Here is a 22,223-nt window from a genome sequence, read left to right as displayed (position 1 = left end):
ATTCGCCAGAGCCACATATACTACCGGATTTTCACGCAAAATAATGGTCAGTACAAAAAAAGATGGGACATTTGTCCCGGATCACCGATATGATACGCACCAACCAGGATTTATTGCAGTTTATTCAACAATTGCCCGGCATTCAGCAGCAGACCTTTCAGCCGGGTCAAAAACTGTTCAGGCAGGATCAGAAAGCCCATCACCTGTACTTCGTCAGGCAGGGCATAGCCAAATGCTACATCACGGAAGAGAACAGCAAAGACTACATCCTTGAATTCTTTGGCGAAGGGGAAGTCATCGGGGAACTGGAACTATTGACCAGTGCGCCCATCCTTAGTACGGTGGAAGCGGTTACAGAACTGGTAGCCTATAAAACAGACAGTAGTTTCTTCTGGCAATTACTGGAAACCAATACAGCATTCAATAAGATCATCTTAAAAGAGCTTGCTACGCGGGTGCGGCAACTGGCCATCAGGGTCTCTTACCAGCAGCTCTACCCGTTGGAATATACCCTGCTAAAGCTCCTTTCCCTCTTTTCCAATCACGAACTGCCCCTGTCAAAAAAGGACCTGGCCGATTACCTCGCCATTTCCGTCAGGAGTCTTAACCGTACGCTCAAACAGCTAAGGGAAAAGAACTTCGTCCATACCGGCAGCTTCAATCTCCACATCACAAAACCCGACCTCGATAAACTATTAAAAAGATTCGACGACGAGTAATTGTTGTCGCTCTGCGAGGCTTGCAGCCTCGCAGCTTTATTTCGTTGCGTTCCGCAACAGTTATAAGACATCCATTACTTCACTAAACGCCTCCAAATACTTATCAATATACACCTGCTTCGTCTTCGACTTATACTGCATCACAAACCGCGGATGCTCCAGCGCAACGATCTTCCCAAAAAATCCATGCTTATCATTCAGCTTGCGTAAGAACTGTTCATTCTTGCCCGTGCCAAAACAAAAGCACACATCCGTATACACGCCCAATGCTATTTGTGTACGCACATTCTCTACAATAAAATCATACACCGCATCCGTAAGCTCCTTACTGTCGTAATAATTATAATTGATCTCCTTTCTGTTAGATGCAACAGACGTAAAGCCCAGCGGGCTCATCGAATTAATATAAATCTTACCATAAAAAGCTTCTACCCCGCCAAAAGCCTTGATCACGTCATACACAAATACGGAAGAAGGCTCATGGGTCTCCTTCCCGGTGTAAGGAATGCCGCACTCATTTTTGAGGCGTTTCGTATCGGTAAAGGGAATGCCGGTAACGCCGCCGCCAAACCGGCCGGGATTAATACCCAGGATCAGATGACGCGTATTATAATCGTCATAAAACTTCTTATAGAATGTGGAAGAGATAGGAATAATATTTTCATCTTCCCGGAAGGGATTCATAATACGTATGCCCGCAGGCAGCTTCCCTGTAAAATGAACATGCTTATTAAAATCAATCACCCGGTCTGCAAATGTCATAGCTGCAGCATCTTTCTTCTTAGCCATCTGTTCGCTTTAGGGTAGCGAAAATAACATTGTTTTTTAGAACCCTCCTTGCGCTCTTGCAGGTTATTGAAGTTCCACCCTTCCCAAAGCATTTCCAAATACAACACACTCGACAAATCCTGCAAATATCTGCACATTTTTAGCGAATTTAAATGGCCTGTCTTTCTTTCAAATGTCCATACCTGTATCTTTAACCCTTCACTGCAAAAAAGTACTTCAATAGAGCAATATGCCCAGCAAACTACTATCCTTTACTACTGCCATTGTCATCATTTTTCTATTGCATTCCTGCGCCGCTTCCAAAAAATCACCGGTAACACAGGCATTCCCTGCGCCCTCCGCTGCGCCCAAAGCAGCCAAAGAATTCCGCGCAGCCTGGGTAGCTACCGTAGCCAACATCAACTGGCCCAGCAAACCCGGCCTCTCCACCGAACAACAGAAACAGGAAGCCATTGTCCTCCTCGACTTCCTGAAAGCAAATAACTTCAATGCCGTTGTCTTCCAGGTAAGGCCACAGGCCGATGCCTTATACCAAAGCGCTTTAGAACCCTGGTCCTATTACCTCACCGGTACACAGGGTAAAGCGCCCAGCCCGTTCTATGATCCGCTGGAGTTCTGGACAGAGGCCGCGCACGACCGCGGACTGGAACTGCACGTATGGCTCAATCCTTACCGCGCGCATCACACCGTAGGAGGTGAAGTATCTGACAGTTCCATCGTTAAAAAAAGACCTGAACTCGTAGTAAAACTGAAGCAGGGCAACTACTGGTGGTTCGATCCCGCCCTCAAAGGCACACAAGATCATTCAGCCGCAGTAGTGATGGATATCGTAAAACGGTATGATATAGATGGCGTGCACTTTGATGATTACTTCTATCCCTATCCCGATTATAACCTGGGCCAGGACTTTCCCGATAGTGTCAGCTATGCTGCTTACAAAGCCGGTGGCGGCAAACTGGAAAGAGGCGACTGGCGTCGTCATGCTGTCAATACATTCATTGAACGGCTCTACAAAGAAATCAAAGCAGAGAAGAAGCATGTGAAATTTGGCCTCAGTCCCTTTGGCATCTGGCGGCCCGGTTATCCCGAATACGTAGCAGGTTTTGATCAATACAGTGTACTATATGCCGACGCAAAGCTCTGGTTAAACGAAGGCTGGATAGACTACTTTGCGCCGCAACTATACTGGCCCATCAGCCGCCAGTCGCAAAGCTTTCCCATATTATTGGGTTGGTGGACTGGCGAAAACACCAAAGAGCGTCACCTGTGGCCAGGCATGAGTGTAGGTACTGATACCAGCATCAGGAACGTCAATGAGATCATTGGTCAGATCATGACCACCCGTGGCATGCTGCCCAAAAGTGCGGGTGCGATACATTGGAGCATATCGCAGCTCACCAAAAATCCCAACATGATCAACGGTATTCTCAATGGCCCTTATAAAAAACAGGCATTGATCCCTGCCAGTCCCTGGCTCGATAACAAAGCACCGGAAGCGCCTGCTGTAACGCTCGATCAGTTGGGCAATGCCTTGCAGGTAAGCTGGACGCATCCCGATGCAAAAGATGTATTCCACTATGTGGTATACCATAAATACAAAGACAAATCGGGCAACCCTTTCTGGAACTACAAGATCATGAACCGCAACGACCGGTCTGCCACCATTGAAATACCGCAGGGTGGTAATGTACCCACGCATATTGCTGTAACAGCGGTAGACCGTACCGGTAATGAAAGCACCCTGCAAGAAATAGAAAATACGGTAAAAATGGTTACGCCTGCTGCTGCCATTGTACCCCGTTCGGGCTGGAATGCGGCAGCACCTAAGCCCTTCAAGCAACACGTACCAGTAAAGCTCACCATCCATCATGAAGGCACCGCCTTCGATTCTACTAAGGATGCCGCTAAGCACATTAAGAACGTACAAACCTGGGGTATGGGCAAAGACAGGAACTGGGTAGATATTCCTTATCATTTTTTGATTGCGCCCGATGGCACCATCTATGAAGGAAGAAGTGTATACACCGTGGGGGAAACTGCTACCGAATACGATCCTGCCGGTCACCTGCTCATCTCCTGCCTGGGCAATTTCGAAACGCAGGAGGTGCCGCAAAAGCAACTGGAAGCGCTCACCAGGCTCATTGCTTATTGCTGCAAGAAATACAACATCCCATTCGAAACCATCGCCTCACATAAAGATCATTCCGCCAAAACCGATTGCCCCGGCAAGAACCTGTACCAGTATCTGCAAAATGGTTATATCAAAACAAAGGTGAAGGAACTGATGAATTAACTATTCTGTCCCTTCCCCACCTTCACCACTTTAAGCCCATAGTATTTTGGTGTGTCTGCTACTTCCTTTTCAAACGTGCAGCTCACCTTTAGCAATGCCATCCAGGGCTCTTTCTCTGGCAACTGCATGGAAAGATGGCAGTCAACATTCCCTTCCTCTTCGAAAGTATATAGCCTGGATTCAGTACTGTCAATCCGCAGCACATTTTCTTTCTCAGGACTGCCGGATAATAAAATGAATTCTACATAATAACCTGTGGCAAGCGAGCTATGCTTTTTCACATGCATATTACCCACCGGAAAAAGCAGGTATAAAACGCCTGCTTTCTCCCGTACGCTCACCAATCCCCAGGCCGTATCTGCTAATCGATAATCATCCTGGAAATCCAGACCTTCCAGGGAAGTATAATCCATCTGGCCATTTTTATTAATGGACTTCTTAAAGCGCCCGGCTATTCTTACAACCGTACGTCCCAGCTTTAAATATTGCAGGAACGGGTACAATTTGGCCATTACCCTTTTAGCAGCCTCGTTGGTGGGGCGGGTAAGCTCCACATTCTTTTGAAGCGTATTGTTTAGTTTGACCGGCTTGACAGTTCCCTTTTTTCGTCGGGGATACCCGCCTTCCCTGGTATTTACCCAGTCATACTTTTGAGGATCATAATCAAGAGGTGGAAGTTTCCGTCTTTTCTTCTTTTTTCTTTTTCGTGGCATAAATAGGATATTTATCCTACAAATTACGCAAAATACATATTCAATCAAATTAAATACGTACCGAGCTACAGAGAACTTACAGAGAATATTCAGAGAACCTTCAGAGAACATAAGGAGAATGCCATCTTGGGATCACCTAGGGATCATCCGGGGATTACCTACGGGTTACCCTACCCTCACGTACTGCAGACAGCCCCCGCCTATACTGGCAGAAACAGGTATTTTGCTAGAGGTCGCAGAGGAGTCGGGGAGGGGCTCACCGCTTACATCGCCCAGGTACGAAGCCCAATCCACCCATGCCGGAATAAAACAAAGGAAATATAGCAAAGCGAAAGCGCCGTGATCAACCAATAAGCATACAACCAGCGATTACCCATCTTTCCAAACCGCCTGATCACTAACACTAAATGCAGCAGGGAAAAAATACCAAACAACAAAGTACCTGCAAAAACAACCACACTACGCCCGCTCACATGCTGCAATTCACTCAGCAGGTAGCTCTCCGTTTGCACTTGTAGCAGGCTCACCACCGCCCATGCCAGTAAAGCCACCGCTACCATGGGCAATACCCGTACCGGTAACTGCCGCAGTTTCACCTTGCCGGCCACATAAGCAACCAAAGAAACAAGCCCGGCAACAACAGCTATCACTGCCAACAAAACAGCTACAATCGCCAGCCACCGCGTAACAGCCACCCGCCCAAAAGAAGCCTGCTCAAAATAAGCGCCATCCATCACCATCACACGCCTCCCGGCTTCATTCGTTGTAAAAATTACGGTGGCGCTATTGGCGCCTTCTTTAGTAAAAATAAACGGGGCGGTCTGGACCAGCTTTACCATTCCTGCAGGAAAGAACTTTACATACAGCGAATTATTCTCCAGGTACACCCTGGGTGTGCCCAATAACCTGTCGTTGAAGCTGGCAATCTCATTGCGGGGGCTCTCAAACTGATACTGCCCTATATAAGGAGTAATAGCTTTCAGGTCCATAGCAACGGTATCCGTTTTTTTACCCGGATACTGTTGCTCAAAATAATCCATGATCAATCTTTCAATGGCCCTGTTCGATTGATTGCCGTTGGAAGAACATACAAAACCAACACCCAACTCCTGGTTATAGGCACAAGTGGAGAAGCAGGTACCCATCCATCCCCCATGGCCCCGCCAGGGATACTTTTGATAAATAAATAGATTGGTATTCCCCAAACCATACCCACTCGTAAGTCCGGCGTTAGCAGCCAGCGAACTATGCATCGTTTCCATTTCCCGGATACTGTTAACAGTAAAAAGAGAATCGCCGTTCTTAAGAAAGAATTGAACAAACTTTACCATATCATCCGGACACGACCATAAGGCGCCTGCCGGTCCCATTAAACAAGTAACAGACGGAACCTTGTTAACCTTACCGCCATGCACCACATACTCCTTCACATCTTTGTCGGGAAACTTACTACGCAGGTTAAAATTGGAGGCTCGCATCCTCAGCGGTTCTAATACCTGGGCAATAATAAATTCATCATAAGAAGAACCGGTTATCTTCTCAATAATATAACCCAGCACCACATAGCCGGGATTGGAATAAGCCATTCTTTCACCCGGCGCCCACCGGCTTACCAAAGAAGGTTGTTGTAGCAGCATAGCTTCCTTACCTGCATACGCTATCGTATCCTGCGAACACATGCGGTTCAGCTTCATATCATCAAACCCTGCCGTATGCTCCAGCAGGTGTACAATCCTTACAGGATGTGTAGCCTCCCATGGATTCCGAAACGGTACTTCAGGAGCCACCTTCTTTAACTCATCCTGCAGGCTCAGTTTTCCCGCTTCCACCAGCTTAAGGATACCCAATGACACAAATAGCTTGGTAATAGAACCCATCCGGAAAAGTGTTTGCCCTGTTACCGGCCGCTTTGCTTCCACGTCAGCATATCCAAACCCACCCGAAAAAAGAACTGAATCCCTGGTCGTAATACCCACCATTAAACCGGGAATAGGCTGCCGCTGTACAAGGGCATGGATAGAATCTGTTAGTGCAGTAAGGGTAGCGGGCGTATTTTTTTGTTGGGCAAAAGAGGTACAGGCAACCAGTGCCAGGCAGGTAATAACTACGGCTTTTTTCATGGAGCGTTATTCAAATCTCAATATAGAGAAAAACGCATCATTCTATAAAACAAGGTTTTTAGCAAATATCTTATCAAGTTTAATATATGAGCTGACCAACGGACTCTTGCGCTCACGAAACCGGTTTCGTAACAAGATAAAAGATAATATTTAGTTATCACTAACTTAATGTATTCATAACCAAAACTAGTGGGGGATGGCCCCCAAAATCTAACAACTTTGCTACCTAATTTAAATTAGAGTCAAATGAAACTATTCTACCCACGGGTTACCAGGTGGGGTGTACTGCTATTGACGCATCTGCTTATGTATGCGACTGCATTTACCCAAACAACCCAAACAACTGCTAAAGGAACTGTAGTCAATGAATCAGCTGCTCCCATGCCCGGTGTCACGGTCGTGGTAGCCAGTGAAAAAACTCAGTTCAAACGATCTGCACAAACAGATGGTAAAGGATCATTCGAATTTAAAGGCCTCGATGCAAACGGTACTTACACATTTACCTTCTCGCATGTAGGCTATGCCGAAAAAGTAGTAAGCGGCAACAAGCCCGACGCCTCCGGCAACATTACACTGGAAGTGAAACTGGAACAATCATCCTCCAATACTGCGGAGGAAGTTGTGGTAGTAGGCTATGGCAAATCCACCAAACGTGATGTAACCGGCGCTGTAAAATCAGTAAAAAGCGCCGACTTCAATAAAGGTATCATCACCTCTCCGGAGCAACTGTTACAGGGTAAGGTTGCTGGTGTAACAGTAACAACCGCCAGCGGCGAACCAGGCGCTATGACAAACATCACCGTTCGCGGACCCGGTGGTGTCAGAACAGGAAGCACCCCCCTTTTCGTTGTAGATGGAATTGCCCTCGATAATTCCAGTACAGGCGGCGCCATCAACCCGCTCGCCTTCCTTAACCCGCAGGACATTGAGTCTATGGACGTACTCAAAGACGCTTCTGCTACTGCCATCTACGGTGCAAGAGGCGCTAACGGGGTCATCATTGTTACCACTAAAAAAGGCAAGGCGGGCGCAACCTCCTTAAATTATTCCTTTGGTGCCGGACTCAGCAAAATGGCCAGGGCCCTCCCCGTCTTTTCCGCTGAAGAATACAAAAAACAGGTGACTGCACTCGGTGGTGACCTCGATGATTTTGGCGGCAATACAGACTGGCAGAAAGAGATCACCCATACCGGCTTTACGCAGAATCATAATATCAGCCTCTCCGGCGGCTCCAACAAGTTTACCTACTTTGGCTCCTTCGGCATGCAATTACAGGAAGGTGTTTTAAAGAACAATGAGCTGAAACGCTATAACGGCCGCATGAACATGTCTCAGAAACTGCTCGAAGACAGGTTGGTCATTGATGTAAACCTCAGCGCCAGCAACACTGTTAATGCACGTCCCAATATCAGCACGCTCGTTGGCAGCGCACTTTCCACCAACCCTACCATACCAGCCTACGGACCAGATGGTAAACCTTATACCTTCGAAAGTGGCACCAATCCATTGCTTGTACTCCAACTGGAAAAAGATCTTACCACCATTAACCGTGTACTGGGTAATATCAGCGGAACACTCACTATCCTCAAAGGCTTTACCTACAAACTCAACTTCGGTATCGACAACTCTACCGGCACCCGCGATATTCAATTCAAACCCTACGCAGTGCCACTGCGTGATGGCAGGCTGGAAACATATAATACGTATAATCGCAACTACCTGGTCGAAAACTATCTTACCTATGCCACAGTGATCAACCGGCACAAACTCACTGCACTGGCAGGTCATTCGTATCAGAAAATATTTGTCCAGGGAAGAGGCACAAATATCAATAAATTCCCGATCAATGATATAGAGCCAATGTATAACCCCGGTCTCGGTCAGGAATTAACCCTTGTTGGTAACAGGCCATCCGGTTATGCTACCATCAACGAATTGCAATCATTCTTTGGAAGGGTAAATTACCAGTATAATGATAAATACCTCTTTACTGCTACACTTCGTGCTGATGGTTCTTCTAAATTTGGTAGCAACAACAGGTACGGTATCTTCCCCTCCTTCTCCGGTGCGTGGATACTATCAAAGGAAAAATTCCTGGAGAATAGCCCCTTTTATAACCTCAAGCTTCGCGCAGGGTGGGGACAAACAGGTAACCAGGAAATTCCTTCCAAAATTACCCAGGCATTATACAACTCCGACAATTCAGCCGGGGCCAGTTATCCATTATATCCTACCGGCGCTTATCCCATTGGAACTGTTTTTGTGCGTTTGGCTAACCCCGATATTCAATGGGAAGTTTCCAACCAAACAGACCTTGGGCTCGACTTTGAGCTCATGGGAGGCGCCCTCAGTGGTACTATCGATTACTTCAGGAAGGTGTCGAATAATATTCTCGTAGAAGTAAGGGCAGGCGACCCTATTCAACCAGCTCCTACCACCTGGACCAACGTCAAGGGTATGAACATCATCAATCAGGGTATTGAAGCCGACCTTAATTATCGTCATACCACATCCGGTGGCTTCTTCTATTCAATAGGAGGTAACATTACCTTTATTGATAATGAAGTAAAAAATTCTCCCTTCACGGTGATCAATACGGGTATCGCCAATACTGCCGGTCTTACTGAAGTTGCTATCAATGGATTTGTAAACGGTCAACCGATCGGCACCTTCTATCTGCAGGAATTTCTTGGTATCGATGCAAATGGCAAGAATATCTTCAGGGATGTAAATGGTGATGGTTCAGTTACTGCCGATAAGGACCGTGTTGCATTAGGCTCTGCATTACCCAAAATCATGTATAACGCTTATTTCAACCTCGGTTATAAAGGCTTTGATCTTGCGGCTAACTTCAATGGCGTTTCCGGCAATAAGATCTACGACCTCACAGCCAACGCTATCTTTAACAGGACCCAGCTTGCAAAGGGAGTTAACACCACTGCAGAGGCGCTCTCACAGCCAAAAGAAGTAAACAGCAACCAAACAGAGGTTTCTTCCCGTTACCTCAAAGATGGAAAATATATCCGGCTGAACAATTTGACCATCGGTTACAACTTTAATCCCAAAGCCTTAGGTCTGTCAAGATGGGTTTCAGCCATGCGCATATCCCTTACTGGTCAAAACCTGTTTGTTATTACGCCGTACAATGGATATGATCCGGATGTCAACGCCGACAGGGCAAGCAACGGCATCACATCTTATGGCATTGACTACCAGAGCTACCCCAGGGCCAGGTCTTTCCTCCTTGGTTTTAATGTAACCCTCTAAAACAAATTTGTTATGAACAAGAAAATTAATATACTCCCCATTATAATAACCTGCCTCTTTAGCATCACAGGATGCACTAAATTGAACGAGCAGATATTGGATGAATCATCTGTCGCCAACATGACACAAAAGCAGATTGCCGAAAGCCTTATAGCCCCCGTGTATGCAAAGCTCCCGGACATATTTCTGCACACCAATTACTTTGCCCTCCAGGAAATACCTACTGACGAGGCTATACTCCCTTATCGCGGAGGTACCGATTGGTATGATGGAGGTATTTATATTACCAGTCATAAACATGAATTCCTCACATCCGACAAAAATATCAATGCCACATGGATCTTACTATTTCAATCTATATCAAGATCGATCAGTGCCATTAATCAATTACCTGAAGTAAATGATCCTTCTGCCAAAACATTTATAGCAGAGGCCAGGGCCATGCGTGCTTATTATTCTATGCTTAGCCTTGATCTTTTTGGATTGATCTTTACCAAAGATGATGCCGGTCAGCTCTCAAAAATCTTGAGAGGCAGTGAAGCCATTGAATACATAAAGGGCGAATTCCTCGCCGCTGAAGCCGACCTGCCAACGATCAATGAAACACATGGCAGAATGTCTAAAGCCGCTGTATGGGGTATGCTCGCAAGGTTACACCTCAATGCCGCTGTTTACAAAGATATTTATTCCCCTAATTTCAACTTTGCCAGCGAAGACATGGACAAGGTAATTGAGTATTGTGATAAGATCATCGGCACCAACAATTACCAGTTTTCGCCCGAATATTTTGCTCTTTTTGATGACAACAACAATACCAACAAGGAAATTGTCTTTGCTGTTGATCAGCGTTCCGACCTCAATGGCCATAACCGTATGGCTTACTTCTCCCTTTCTGGTGATCAGTTCCCCTTACCCGATTACGTAGGCGCCAATGGAACCGACGGACCTGCCATTACTCCTGATTTTTACAGAAGCTGGGCCGATTTCTACGCTCCCAATGATCCCAAAATTGATCCCCGCTTTTACAAGGAAAACCTCTCCCGGTATTCTGACCCAGCCAATAACTGTGTACCCGCTGCCCAGTTTTATATCAACAGGGGCATTCTCAGAGGTCAACAGTATGGGCTCAAGAAAAAGGATGGTGTCTTCCTTAAATGTCCCAACGGAGATATGTTGGTGGATAGTCTCTTTCACGCCTCAAGGTCCAAACCTACCTTACCTGTTTACTTTACCGAAAAAGTAGATTTCACCCTCGAAGGCAGCAATTACCCCTCCGGCTATAGGGTATCTAAATACATGTTCAGCCGTAAGTCGGTAAGTGGTAGAAACTTTGGCGAAGCCAATATTGTTATCCTCCGCCTCGCAGATATCTACATGATGCGTGCAGAAGCGAAGCTTAGAAAAAGCAACGACGCAAATGCAGCATTGGCAGACGTCAATACCGTAAGAGCCTCCCGCACTGCCCGCCAGGCTCCTCCCGCATTAACTTCTATAGATCTTAATGCACTCTTCCGTGAAAGAGGATTTGAATTCTATTGGGAATGCCTGCGCAGAACAGATATGATCCGTTTTGGCAAATACGAAGGTACCTGGACCGAAAAAACCAATACCAACCCGAAGAAAAGGATCTTCCCCATTCCACAAGCAGCAATGGATGGCGCCAGTAGCCTGAAAGATTACCTGAAACAGAACGATAGCTATTAAGCACGCATAATCTTTGTTTTGCATATCAGGCTGCTTCCCTGCCGGGAAGCAGCCTTTTTTATCGCAGTGCGCAGCACCCTAACCGCTATACAACCACGTAAAAATTACATATATTTGGTACATGACCCGATTCGCCCCGCGGGTAATGGGTAAGTTTTTTGTGCTGAGCTTCCTGCTGAACTGTTTCCTGTTTCACGCCGGGGGCCAGACACTAAAAAGCCCACCTGTACCCCAACCTGCACAACCCGACTCTTTCATCAGGAATAAACAACCGGCCATACTGCCTGCAGGTTGGAACAATCCCATACAAGCCGGCAATACGCGCACAAATGCCGCTGCCTGTAACAACAGCACATTCAAACTACGCATACCAGCCGCCACAGGAGAAAAAATAACACTGGCAAAACTGCAAACATTTCCCGACAACAGTTACCTCGCTGCAGGCACCATCACCCTCAGCAACGGTACCAAAGAAGGGCTTTTGATCGTACTTTCCAACGACGGGGCTATCATTACTCAAAAAAGGATCAGGATCAATAACGGGCCTGTTACCATCACCGATGCAAAGATCGCGCTCTCGGGAGACTTCTATATTGCAGGCTTCTTCAGCGATGGCAGCAACACTACATTCCTGGCCCGGTTCAAACAAGACCTGTCCTCAGTATGGATAAAGATTGTAGCAGAAGCTGAACCACCGGTAAAGGTCACACTCGACCTGTTCGAGGAAACAACCGAAACCGTGGCGATGGCAGTACAGTTTTCCGGTGCTGTGAATCACAGGGCCTACAATCCATCAGGCGCCCAGCTATGGAACAAAAGACTAACACCTGCCTCATTAACAGAGCTGGTTGGTTTCAGTACGCTCAGTTATGGAAAATTAGGGCTCATTACCAACTGCCAGTACAATGGGAAAGCAGCCGTACAGGTATTTGAGATCAGCAACAGCAACGGTAACCTGCTGTCTACATACATACAGGGTAATGGCAATGAGGATACCAGGGCCCTTGCCACCACCTCATTCAACGTAAGATTAAACATATTAGGCGCCATCAAAAACACAGGCCCCGGCTACAGCGGCTTCAGGAACATCATCGCAGTGTCGGCTGTTAATGAAACTACTCAAAAATACCCGGTGCCATTTGCGTTGGATTTTACAGCTTCCGCAGCAATGGACAATGCCGGTGATGCATTGGGCTATTTTCTGCCAGCCTCAGAACAACTCATATTTATTAAGCACTTCTCTTACTATGCCATTACGCCGGAATTCACCCGGCAATACACAGTAACAGGTGCATCCTCCATCGCCGGCATCGCCCGCTCTTTTGATGGCGGTTTCCTCTTTGGCCTTAATACCGGCTTGTCAGACCAGCTCATCATGATCAAAACAGACAGTATAGGTACATTGCCCGATTGTGGATACCAGACAATAAGCGTCACCAACACGGAAGCCAACATGACGCCCAATACCATGGCAACAACGACTGAAAGCAACCTGACCAATGCGGAGAATAATACCGTGAGTACCGACATCCCGGCTTCTTATACAGTTTCCTTTGATTGTAAAAAATACTTTTGCCCGCAGGACCCGCTGGAAGACAGTTGTCTCAGCACCTACTATAAAACATTCCGGTCAAACAACTATATAGATTATATAAACTTCTATCACTTATTGCGCGACAATAAACAACTCATCGCTACCAGCAAATATGACCGCATCCTCGGAGGCATCAACCAGCTTACCTATGGCCTGAAATTACTGGACGAAAAAGGCGCCCTCTTAAAAGCGGTAAATGTCTACAATAGCATCAATTCACAGGCATTCCGGCCGTTCCAGGTAGATGACCGGCATGTCATGCTCGTATCCAACGCATCCTATAACAACATGGAGCGGTATAATATAACGCTCGTCAATGACGACCTGCAGCAGGTATGGAGCAAAACCTTCTTTGCCACCGGTTTTTACGCAGGAGGTATGGGAATAGGAGAAGTCCATAAAGATGCGGAAGGCAACTATTACATACTAAGTGCTTCATCCGGCTTCCTTTGGGAAAAACCCAAAGTATACATTTACAAACTGGATGCAGCAGGAAATGACCTGTGGACAAGATCTTATGAAATAAACGCTAGTGTATACCTCGGTACCATCAGCGCTACCTCCACCGCCTCCAGCCTCATCATCGTGGCAGAAGCAACCAATGGCGTATCACTCAGGCTGGATAAAGCGACCGGTCAACTGCTCAACAGCTATACCTTCGCCAAAAACAATGATGGTTCCCTGCACAAACGCACGCTTACCTATGATGCCGGGCATATCTTCTACGCAGGAGGGAACAATGTACTACTCGTCACTACCTTCGATACCGTCGGCAAACCCATAAAAATACTCACCTCTGCTGATGGCGGCTCTGTCATGCGGGCAGCCATTGTTAAAAATGGGCACCTGTATGTCAATTACAACTATTATGATATCAGCAGCAATCGGTATAAGGAAGTACTGTTGAAGCTCGATACAGCGCTTGACGTTCAGTTTATAAAAGAATATCAAATGGAGCGGAACCGCCTTAGCCGGGGCCTCGGCGTAAGTGATGGCGGTTACATCTATTCAGGAGGCAACTTTTCCTATGGAGGTGTCAATGGCAGTTACGCCGATCCCTACCTCATAAAATATGGCCAGGAGGGCGAAGTAGGGACCTGCATTGGTACCACCAGGGAACCCAGGCTTTCAACAATAGCACCCAACACAACAGCCATCACCTGTACGCCATTCAACAGTACATATCTCCCTTCCATGTATGGCATGTACCTTGTGCCGGATACCGCAGCGCTCAACCTCGGAGCCATCGTTTGCAATACCACGCCCGAATGCACCTTCCTGGATATAACAGATCCGGGTCCCATCTGTCAGCTCAATACAGACTATGCTATTCCGTTCAGCAGGAATACCAATTGCACCATAAAACCGCAATGGAAATTTGATACCAGCTTTGCTGCTGTACAAAAAATAACAGATACCTCTGTGGTGCTCCGGTTCAAAAAAACCGGCCTGGTATGGCTGAAAGGCGAACTCAATACAGGCTGTAAAATATTTAAAGACAGTATAGAGTTACACATACAAAACCTGTCCTTTTCATTAACGCTCGGCAATGACACTACCTTCTGTCCCGGCGATTCTATCCTGCTAAAAGCAGGCGCCGGTTATGCACAGTACACCTGGCAGGATGGCTCCTCCACACCTGAGTTTAAAGTAAAACAACCGGGCCGCTACTATGTGGAAGTAACCAATACCTGCGGCGACCGTTCAGCAGACACCATCTATATCAGCGAAGGAATTATTCCTGCCTTAACCCTCGGGCAGGATGTTAAAGTCTGTAAAAACGATACGCTTACCGTGGAAGCATCCCCCGGCTTTACCGGTTATAGTTGGGAATCCGGCGCAACGCTCATCGGGCAGGGACAGCAAATACAGGCATTACCGCTTCAAAACGCCGCTGTCATGGTAGAAGGCATAACCCAGGATGGTTGCTATGCCAGGGACACCTTACAGGTGCAACTGTTATTTCCACGTCCTGTAAGCCTTGGTGCAGATACCAGTTTCTGCGCCTCCGACTCCATAACACTGTCAGCAGGCAGCGGGTATCTTCAATACCAGTGGAATACCGGCAGCACAGCAGCAGCTATCACCATTAAAAAGCCCGGACAATATTACATCGCCGCCCAGGACCCCAATGGATGTTTTGCCCGCGATACATTTGCTGTACTTCAAACTTACCCCTTACCGGTAGTTATGCTTGGTGCAGATCAGGAGCTTTGTACAGGCAGCCCGAAACTGTTGAATGCAGGAAGTTTCAAATCCTATCAATGGCAGGACGGAAGCTCCAACTCCACATTCCTTGTTGCTGATATAGGGCTTTATCATGTAACTGTTACCAACCTTTATAACTGCATAGGCGCTGATACCATAAACATCACCGCACTGAACCCGCCGCCCACAGGTTTCCTGAAATCAGTTGACTCCATTTGTAAATATTCCAGGCTCACACTTGTTCCTGATAAAACCTATAGAAGTTATACCTGGTCAACGGGCGCCGGCAATTCATCCATCGTAATAGAGAAGCCCGGTGTATATACCCTTACCGTTACCGACAATAAAGGTTGTACAGGCAAAGACACTACCGTGATCATTCAGAAAGATTGTTTATACGGCGTCTTTATCCCCAATGCATTTAGCCCCAACGGCGATCAGCGCAATGATATATTCAGGGCGTTGGTATATGGACCTACCCTCCAATTCAGGTTACAGGTATTTAACCGTTACGGCGAACAGGTATTCCATACCACTAACCCGGATCAGGGATGGGATGGCACCTTTAAAGGGAAAGTCTGCGACAATGGTCCCTATATATGGCAATGCAGCTATCACATTGAAGGAAGTGAACCAGCCTACCGGAAAGGCCATGTCATGTTGGTTCACTAAAAAAGGCTGATCCCCGCCCTGCCTGCCCTCTTTCCCATCTATGGAACAATATAATCATATTGGGCTTCGTTAGCTGTTACAATGCCCCGGAAATGCGTTATATGGGGCCATTAATCCCCTTTCCCATGATAAAACTTGTACCCTTTTTCCCTTTAATGCAATTTTCTAAAAACAAGGGCAAATCGCTTGTTGCAGGCATTTCCCTGGTTACCATCTGTAGCATGGCGTATCCCAGGTATTTGGTAACACCAGTGCCTTCGAACACCCCTGCTTCCAAACAGGCAAAGGCCACTGATGGCAGCCCTCTTCAACATGATGTGGAAGTAGCGGAAGTTATAGTAGAAGTGGGTACCCTGAGCAGGTTATGGTCCGATCAGAACAACATTACAGCCGTTATAAAAAACAACGGCACCGAAGACCAGGTGGATGTAACTGTTGAACTGAATGTAACAGGCGCCAACAGTGAGACCCTTACGCAGGTTATTCCCTCACTTGCTGCAGGCGCCAGCACTACCATAAGCTTTACAGCATCTGTCGGGGCAGCCGGTTCACAAACCGTAGCGGTGAAAGTTCCGGATGATGATGACAATACCAACAATACAAAACAGGTTGCACAGGAGATAACCTGTAATACCTATGCCTACACAGGCACAGAACCTATCTATGATGGTTTTGGCTTTGGATCTGGCACCGGTATCATTACTGCCAGATACCAGGCGCCGGGCATTCCTTTACAATTTAAAGGTGTTACAGTACACCTGTCCAATAACAGCGCCAATATTGGCAAATCCATTTCAGGTGTCTTGCTGGATGACATTGGAAATATTATAGCTGAATCCGATGCTTTTTATGCTACTGCCAGTGATCTCAATACCAATATACAGCTTAACTTCTTTTTCCCTGTCCGTGTCAATCCCGGCGATATTGTCTATGCAGGGGTCCGGCAGGATGAGCCAGACCAGGCTCCCGTAGGTGCGGCGCTTCCCGTAATAACGCCTGCCAACCGCTACTTCACCTTTCCGGTAACAGGCGGTCCGGCCACCCACTATACCACGCTCGGCAGTTTAAAAATTGGCGTCATCACAGACGTTCCTGCCACCCTAAACCACTCTGCTTCCGGACAGATCATGGCAGGAACGCCGGTAACCTTTACTGCCACGCCAGGTTTTTCCCAATACACCTTTACAGTGAATGGAAGTACCGCTCAATCTTCCCCTGATAATTTGTTTACTTACTACCCTTCTAATAATGACAATGTACAGGTAGAAATAAGCTTCAATGGTTGTACCTCTGCACCCATCGGAGACTATCTCATGGATGTAAAGCAAATCGTTCCGGAGAACAACATCCTGTACGTTAATAAAAACAACCCTGTTCCCGGTGATGGCAGCAGTTGGGCCAATGCCCTGACAGAAGTAGCAGATGCGCTGCGGTGGGCCAAAACAAAAGAGACTTACTGGACTGCCGCCAATCCATTACAGATCTGGGTAGCAGGCGGCACCTATCAACCTTTATACAGCCCGGCAGATGATAACTTCGGGAATGAAGACGGAATGAACAATGCCTTCCTGATGGTGAAGAACGTGAAGCTCTATGGAGGCTTTGCAGGTACAGAAACACACCTGGGAGCAAGAGACCTGTCGCTTACAGCCAACAGAAGTATCTTAAGTGGTGATTACAACAACAATGATGTAATTACTGGTATCGATTTCGACCTGAACATCACCGGCAACCTCGAAAATGCCTGCCACATAGTGATCGCCTCCGGCGATGTGGGTGAGGCCGTGCTGGATGGCTTTACCGTTACAGGCGGTGGCGGCGATAGCGAAGTCCTGAATGATCTTGAAGTAAATGGTAACCCCATCACCAAACTGGGAGGCGGTGGATTACACAACTACCTGTCTTCTCCGGTATATTCCAACCTGATCATCAAAGGCAATAAGTCGCCGTTCTATGGAGGTGGCGTCTACAACGATCAGACATCATCACCTGTTTTCACCAACGTGCTCCTGGTTAATAATCTGTCGGAGTTCCAGGGTGGCGGTATGCTCAATGCCAACCTGTCAACACCGGTACTCACCAATGTAACCATCAGCAATAACAATGCGCTTGTTGAAGGCGGAGGCTACACCAACATCTCCTCCAACCCAATCATACGCAATAGCATTGTTTATGGAAACAGTACCGGCTATCTGGATATAAACAGTACCCCCGTCATCACCTACACCCTGGTGGAAGGTTTGCCGGAAGACCTCACCAATCACAATCCGGAAGGAAGCATTGATCCGCAGTTTACCAATCCATCAGCCGGCAACTATACATTACTTAGCACCAGTCCGTTTATCAATGTAGGCAACAATAGCTATTACCAGGCAGGAGGAACACCCGACCTGTCCGGCATTACCAAAGACCTCCTTGGCAAGCCACGCCTCACCGGCAGTGCGGTTGACCTGGGCGCTTTCGAATCACGCAACACGGACCAGACCATTACAGCATCAGATCTCTACCGCACCTATGGTGATGCAGACTTTGAGCTGACGGCTGTTGCCAGCTCAGGCTTACCGGTAAGCTATGCACTGCTTGATACCAATACGGTCAGGCTTTACCAGGATCCTTTAGACAATAACAAGTGGAAAATAAAGATCAAAAAAGCAGGCGCAGCAAGCATCATCATCAGCCAGCCCGGCGATGCTACCTATGATCCTGCACCAGACATGGACATCCTGCTCGTTATTAGTCGCAAAGAACTGGTGGCCATAGTCAGGGATACCATCAAAGAATATGGTGCAGACAATCCGGTATTTGCCATCAACTATACAGGATTTGCCGGTGATGATGATGTGCAGGACATTACCGCTCCAAACATCAACACCACAGCAACTAAAACAAGTGCGCCAGGTACTTACCCCATCCTGCTTAGTGGCGGTGATGCAGAGAACTATGATATTAAGCTGACAAACGGAACACTGACCATCGCCGGCGCCATCATAACCATTCATCAGCAACCAGCCGGTCAATCCGTGTGTTCAGGATCTACGGCTACGCTTACTACCGGTGCAACAGCTTCCATGTCGGCGCCGCTTACTTATCAATGGCAGCAAAGTACCGACAACACTACCTGGAACAATATAGCCGGCGCCGATGAAGCCCAGCTTATCACGGCACCGCTAACTGATCTGTATTACCGTTGTGTATTGACAACACCTGGCAGGGTAGTAAATACCGATGGGGTGAAACTACTGGTAAAGGCAACAGACAAGCCTGTTATTAACCTGCCGAATGTTGTTTGCCTCCTGGAAAGCAAAGTAGCACTCAGTGCATCCTTACCCGGCGGTATATTTTCCGGTCCCGGTGTAAGCGGCAACACCTGGCATATTGATACCTTAAGACCAGGCAACCAAAACATCCTATACGCTTATACCAACAACAATGGCTGTGTCACTACCGTAGGCAAAACAGTAAACCTATCACTGTGCGGAGAAAAAGACCTGGTAACGGAAGCAAAAGTGCAGCCTAACCCTACAAAGGGGCTCATCACAGTAAAAGCACTCCTAACGGAGAATGCAAGACAAAGTGTTGTCATTACCAATAGCTTCGGTCAGCAGGTATTGCAGAAAAAAATGCAATTATGGAAGGGGTGGAATCAGTTAACCTTCGACCTAACCGGGTTTAGTAATGGTATTTATTTCATCACCATTACCGGCAACGACAGAGCGCCGGCCACAGTGATCAGGATTGTAAAGCGATAAACATACTATAAAGAGCAAATCCCTGAAATAAAAAGAATGCAGCGGGTACTTATCCCCTGCATTCTTTTTTATGGAGCTTCAGTACCCTCTATCTCTTTACATCATACCTCACCAGCATTACTCCCGACCGGGAAGTTTCTACGCCTTGTAAAGTAAGCCCCACCCGGTTTTTAATGTTGGCAAAAAGAGGCTTGCCCGTTCCCAGGATTACCGGGTATACGGCCAGCAAATAGGTATCCACCAGTCCGGCGTTAATAAACTCCGTTATCAGGTTAGCGCCGCCATACAGCCAGATATTCTTTCCCGGCTCTTGTTTGATCGCCGACACCTTGCTTTCAAGATCAGTACTGATATAAGTGGCTTTATTATCCACTTTCGGATACCTTGAAAACACATACTTCTTTTTGCTGTGAACAGCTTCCCATATCTTCTTTTCGGGGAGGGGCGTATCTCCGGATGGCTGGTATTGCCCCCACAGATCATAACTCACCCGCCCATAAAAAATGGTATCTATATCTGCCAGGAATTCATCAAAAAAGGAGGCTGTCCCTGAATCCTCATCTACATGACACCAGTCTATCTCACCGTTAGGCCCTTCAATAAAACCATCCAGCGTTACCGCCAGGTTCAAAATAATCTTTCTCATACGTTTGAATAGTTGATTTAATACATTGGCCGGGGAGCATAATACCGTTAGTAACTGCTAACCAAATGTAAGAAGCCCGCCTCATATTAGTAAATCAATATGTAAGCAGGCCATATTCAACACATTGCAATAACCTGGCAGTTACTTAAATAAGGCTATCGTTTCCAGCGCCCATTTACCAGGTTTATAGGCCTGGTACTTCAGGTTCAGTATATCGAGGGCGGTACTGCGCTTGGGTATCTCAAAATCGGAAGTAAAAAAAGCTTTCTCCGTTTTGCTGTTCTTGTCAAACCCTTCTTCTAACAGGAACCGGACTATTTCATAGGAAAACTGATTGCCCCCTTCTGCTGTCAGGTAAGTCTGAAGCGGGGTGAGCCCCGTCGTTGGATTGGGCACATTCTTATAGGCAGGAAAATCATCCACAAACTCCCGCAGCGTGCTGAGGTCAAATTCAATAAACCGGGAGAAGAATAACTGGAGCAGGTTTTTACCCTCCACGATCGGCAGGTAAAGATCAAAGCCAAACTGCTTGGCCACCCGGTAATTGTCAATGCTGAAATCGTGGTGCAACATAAAATAGGGGTACCCTTCATGGTCCGGGTCAGTCAATCGTTCGTTGGGATCGAACCCACAGGCGCAGAGATGGCTAAACAGGCGGGAGTCCTGCACAAAAAAGAGCAAAGGAGCCTGGTACTTCCCCATCTTAAAATCCCGGTTAATCCCCCGGTCCAGCACCCTGTTCATACACTCCCTGAAAAACTGGGCTTTGGAGGGGTCCACTTCATTTCTGTAGCCAACGCCTGGCACATTGACAACTACGGTTGTTGTATGTGAGCCTATTAATCTGAGCAGATTAACGCCATTATGTACATGATTAATATTGTCGAATGAATTAAGGAGATTAATAATAAGTTGTCTCTCCGATTCGCGTATTTGTTGGGGATACAAAGCCTTTTCCAATTGTACGAATCTTTCGTTGTCATTCATAGGAAGGATTTATTCCTTAATAATACACAGAAAATATGACCTGCACAAGCTCATCGCCTATCACTAATATTTATTAAATTGAGTATTGACCAGCCATGTCAGTCACCAAACAACAAATCCAATGAAACGGATCCAGCTTGCCCGGAAAGCCATTACTTTCCTCATCCTGTTCGTCTTACACATTTCATTTTCCCAGGCACAACCTGTTTTTCCCAAAGCAGCCATGGTCAATGCCAAAATCACTGCAACCGGAGAGCTGGAGATCACAGCTTCCAAAACTTCTTCCCAACATGATTTTGATTTCTTAACCGGAAAATGGACCATGCACAACCAAAGGCTTAAATCGAGATTTACCAATTCTACTGAATGGGAAGAATTTGAGTCATCAGATGAGAACTATGGTTCCATACTGAATGGGGTAGGTAATATGGATATCTATAAAGCCACCTTTAATGGAAAACCTTTTGAGGGGTTGACACTACGGTTATTTAATCCGGCAACCAGGTTATGGAGCCTTTATTGGGTGCCCAGCAATACAGGAGTCATGGACCCGCCAGTAGTAGGATCCTTTGAAGAGAATATCGGCACCTTTTACTGTAAGGATGTGTACAATGGTAAGCCTGTATTGGTCATGTTCCGGTGGGACAAAACCGACAAGGACAATCCCGTATGGAGCCAAGCATTCTCACCCGATAATGGCGTTACCTGGGAATGGAACTGGACCAACGTATCACGCAGGATAAAGTAGCCAGCTTATTGTAG

12 protein-coding genes are annotated in these 22,223 nt (G+C 46.8%); 7 read left to right on the top strand and 5 right to left on the bottom strand.

Annotated features, from left to right (window positions below; all coding sequences use genetic code 11):
• The first annotated feature begins 62 nt into the window (after positions 1-62).
• Complete coding sequence (locus HB364_RS07235) at positions 63-719, top strand: Crp/Fnr family transcriptional regulator (protein ID WP_167287190.1); 657 nt, start codon at positions 63-65, stop codon at positions 717-719.
• Positions 720-779: 60 nt separating this feature from the next.
• On the opposite strand, the gene HB364_RS07230 is transcribed toward HB364_RS07235, so the two are convergent.
• Entirely contained in the window at positions 780-1,508 is a 729-nt protein-coding gene (locus tag HB364_RS07230; RefSeq protein ID WP_246228346.1) for a uracil-DNA glycosylase family protein, read from the bottom strand.
• A 229-nt stretch (positions 1,509-1,737) separates the two neighbouring features.
• Between HB364_RS07230 and HB364_RS07225 the strand changes: the two genes are divergently transcribed.
• Positions 1,738-3,801, top strand: a complete 2,064-nt coding sequence (locus HB364_RS07225; RefSeq protein ID WP_167287189.1) for a family 10 glycosylhydrolase — start codon at positions 1,738-1,740, stop codon at positions 3,799-3,801.
• Here the strand turns inward: HB364_RS07225 and HB364_RS07220 are convergent.
• Together HB364_RS07220 and HB364_RS07215 are read right to left on the bottom strand one after the other, a co-directional pair.
• Positions 3,798-4,514 (bottom strand): hypothetical protein, encoded by a 717-nt coding sequence (locus HB364_RS07220; RefSeq protein ID WP_167287188.1) that lies wholly within the window; start codon positions 4,512-4,514, stop codon positions 3,798-3,800. The genes HB364_RS07225 and HB364_RS07220 overlap by 4 nt on opposite strands.
• A gap of 263 nt (positions 4,515-4,777) precedes the next feature.
• Complete coding sequence (locus tag HB364_RS07215; RefSeq protein WP_167287187.1) at positions 4,778-6,634, bottom strand: serine hydrolase domain-containing protein; 1,857 nt, start codon at positions 6,632-6,634, stop codon at positions 4,778-4,780.
• Positions 6,635-6,880: 246 nt separating this feature from the next.
• Between HB364_RS07215 and HB364_RS07210 the strand changes: the two genes are divergently transcribed.
• The 4 genes from HB364_RS07210 to HB364_RS07195 all read left to right on the top strand — a co-directional run bounded on the left by HB364_RS07210 (position 6,881) and on the right by HB364_RS07195 (position 19,828).
• Entirely contained in the window at positions 6,881-9,901 is a 3,021-nt protein-coding gene (locus tag HB364_RS07210; RefSeq protein WP_167287186.1) for a SusC/RagA family TonB-linked outer membrane protein, read from the top strand.
• Positions 9,902-9,913: 12 nt separating this feature from the next.
• A complete protein-coding gene (locus HB364_RS07205) occupies positions 9,914-11,605 on the top strand; it encodes a RagB/SusD family nutrient uptake outer membrane protein (protein WP_167287185.1) in 1,692 nt (563 codons plus the stop codon).
• Between the two features lie 121 nt (positions 11,606-11,726).
• On the top strand, positions 11,727-16,079 hold the full coding sequence (locus HB364_RS07200; protein WP_167287184.1) for a gliding motility-associated C-terminal domain-containing protein: 4,353 nt from the start codon (positions 11,727-11,729) through the stop codon (positions 16,077-16,079).
• A 125-nt stretch (positions 16,080-16,204) separates the two neighbouring features.
• Positions 16,205-19,828 carry an MBG domain-containing protein gene (locus tag HB364_RS07195; RefSeq protein WP_167287183.1) on the top strand — a complete coding sequence of 1,208 codons (3,624 nt, stop codon included), beginning with the start codon at positions 16,205-16,207 and terminating at the stop codon, positions 19,826-19,828.
• A gap of 88 nt (positions 19,829-19,916) precedes the next feature.
• Here HB364_RS07195 and HB364_RS07190 read toward each other — a convergent pair whose 3' ends face one another.
• Together HB364_RS07190 and HB364_RS07185 are read right to left on the bottom strand one after the other, a co-directional pair.
• Positions 19,917-20,474, bottom strand: coding sequence for a dihydrofolate reductase family protein (locus HB364_RS07190; protein ID WP_167287182.1), 558 nt, complete (start codon positions 20,472-20,474; stop codon positions 19,917-19,919).
• Positions 20,475-20,615: 141 nt separating this feature from the next.
• The gene (locus HB364_RS07185) at positions 20,616-21,461 is read right to left on the bottom strand and encodes a hypothetical protein (RefSeq protein WP_167287181.1); all 846 of its coding nucleotides are present in this window, start codon (positions 21,459-21,461) and stop codon (positions 20,616-20,618) included.
• Between the two features lie 121 nt (positions 21,462-21,582).
• On the opposite strand from HB364_RS07185, the gene HB364_RS07180 reads away from it, so the two are divergent.
• Positions 21,583-22,209 carry a hypothetical protein gene (locus HB364_RS07180; RefSeq protein ID WP_208419866.1) on the top strand — a complete coding sequence of 209 codons (627 nt, stop codon included), beginning with the start codon at positions 21,583-21,585 and terminating at the stop codon, positions 22,207-22,209.
• Positions 22,210-22,223: the final 14 nt, after the last annotated feature.

The organism is Paraflavitalea devenefica, assembly GCF_011759375.1.
GTDB lineage: Bacteria > Bacteroidota > Bacteroidia > Chitinophagales > Chitinophagaceae > Paraflavitalea > Paraflavitalea devenefica.
This window is presented reverse-complemented; position numbering and strand designations above follow the sequence as displayed.

Bases quoted from the DNA above. Each gene is read 5' to 3' on its own strand.
- HB364_RS07195 (WP_167287183.1), top strand. From the start codon at position 16,205: ATGATAAAACTTGTACCCTTTTTCCCTTTAATGCAATTTTCTAAAAAC.
- HB364_RS07190 (WP_167287182.1), bottom strand. From the start codon at position 20,474: ATGAGAAAGATTATTTTGAACCTGGCGGTAACGCTGGATGGTTTTATT.
- HB364_RS07230 (WP_246228346.1), bottom strand. From the start codon at position 1,508: ATGGCTAAGAAGAAAGATGCTGCAGCTATGACATTTGCAGACCGGGTG.
- HB364_RS07200 (WP_167287184.1), top strand. From the start codon at position 11,727: ATGACCCGATTCGCCCCGCGGGTAATGGGTAAGTTTTTTGTGCTGAGC.
- HB364_RS07185 (WP_167287181.1), bottom strand. From the start codon at position 21,461: ATGAATGACAACGAAAGATTCGTACAATTGGAAAAGGCTTTGTATCCC.
- HB364_RS07215 (WP_167287187.1), bottom strand. From the start codon at position 6,634: ATGAAAAAAGCCGTAGTTATTACCTGCCTGGCACTGGTTGCCTGTACC.
- HB364_RS07205 (WP_167287185.1), top strand. From the start codon at position 9,914: ATGAACAAGAAAATTAATATACTCCCCATTATAATAACCTGCCTCTTT.
- HB364_RS07210 (WP_167287186.1), top strand. From the start codon at position 6,881: ATGAAACTATTCTACCCACGGGTTACCAGGTGGGGTGTACTGCTATTG.
- HB364_RS07180 (WP_208419866.1), top strand. From the start codon at position 21,583: ATGAAACGGATCCAGCTTGCCCGGAAAGCCATTACTTTCCTCATCCTG.
- HB364_RS07235 (WP_167287190.1), top strand. From the start codon at position 63: ATGGGACATTTGTCCCGGATCACCGATATGATACGCACCAACCAGGAT.
- HB364_RS07225 (WP_167287189.1), top strand. From the start codon at position 1,738: ATGCCCAGCAAACTACTATCCTTTACTACTGCCATTGTCATCATTTTT.
- HB364_RS07220 (WP_167287188.1), bottom strand. From the start codon at position 4,514: ATGCCACGAAAAAGAAAAAAGAAGAAAAGACGGAAACTTCCACCTCTT.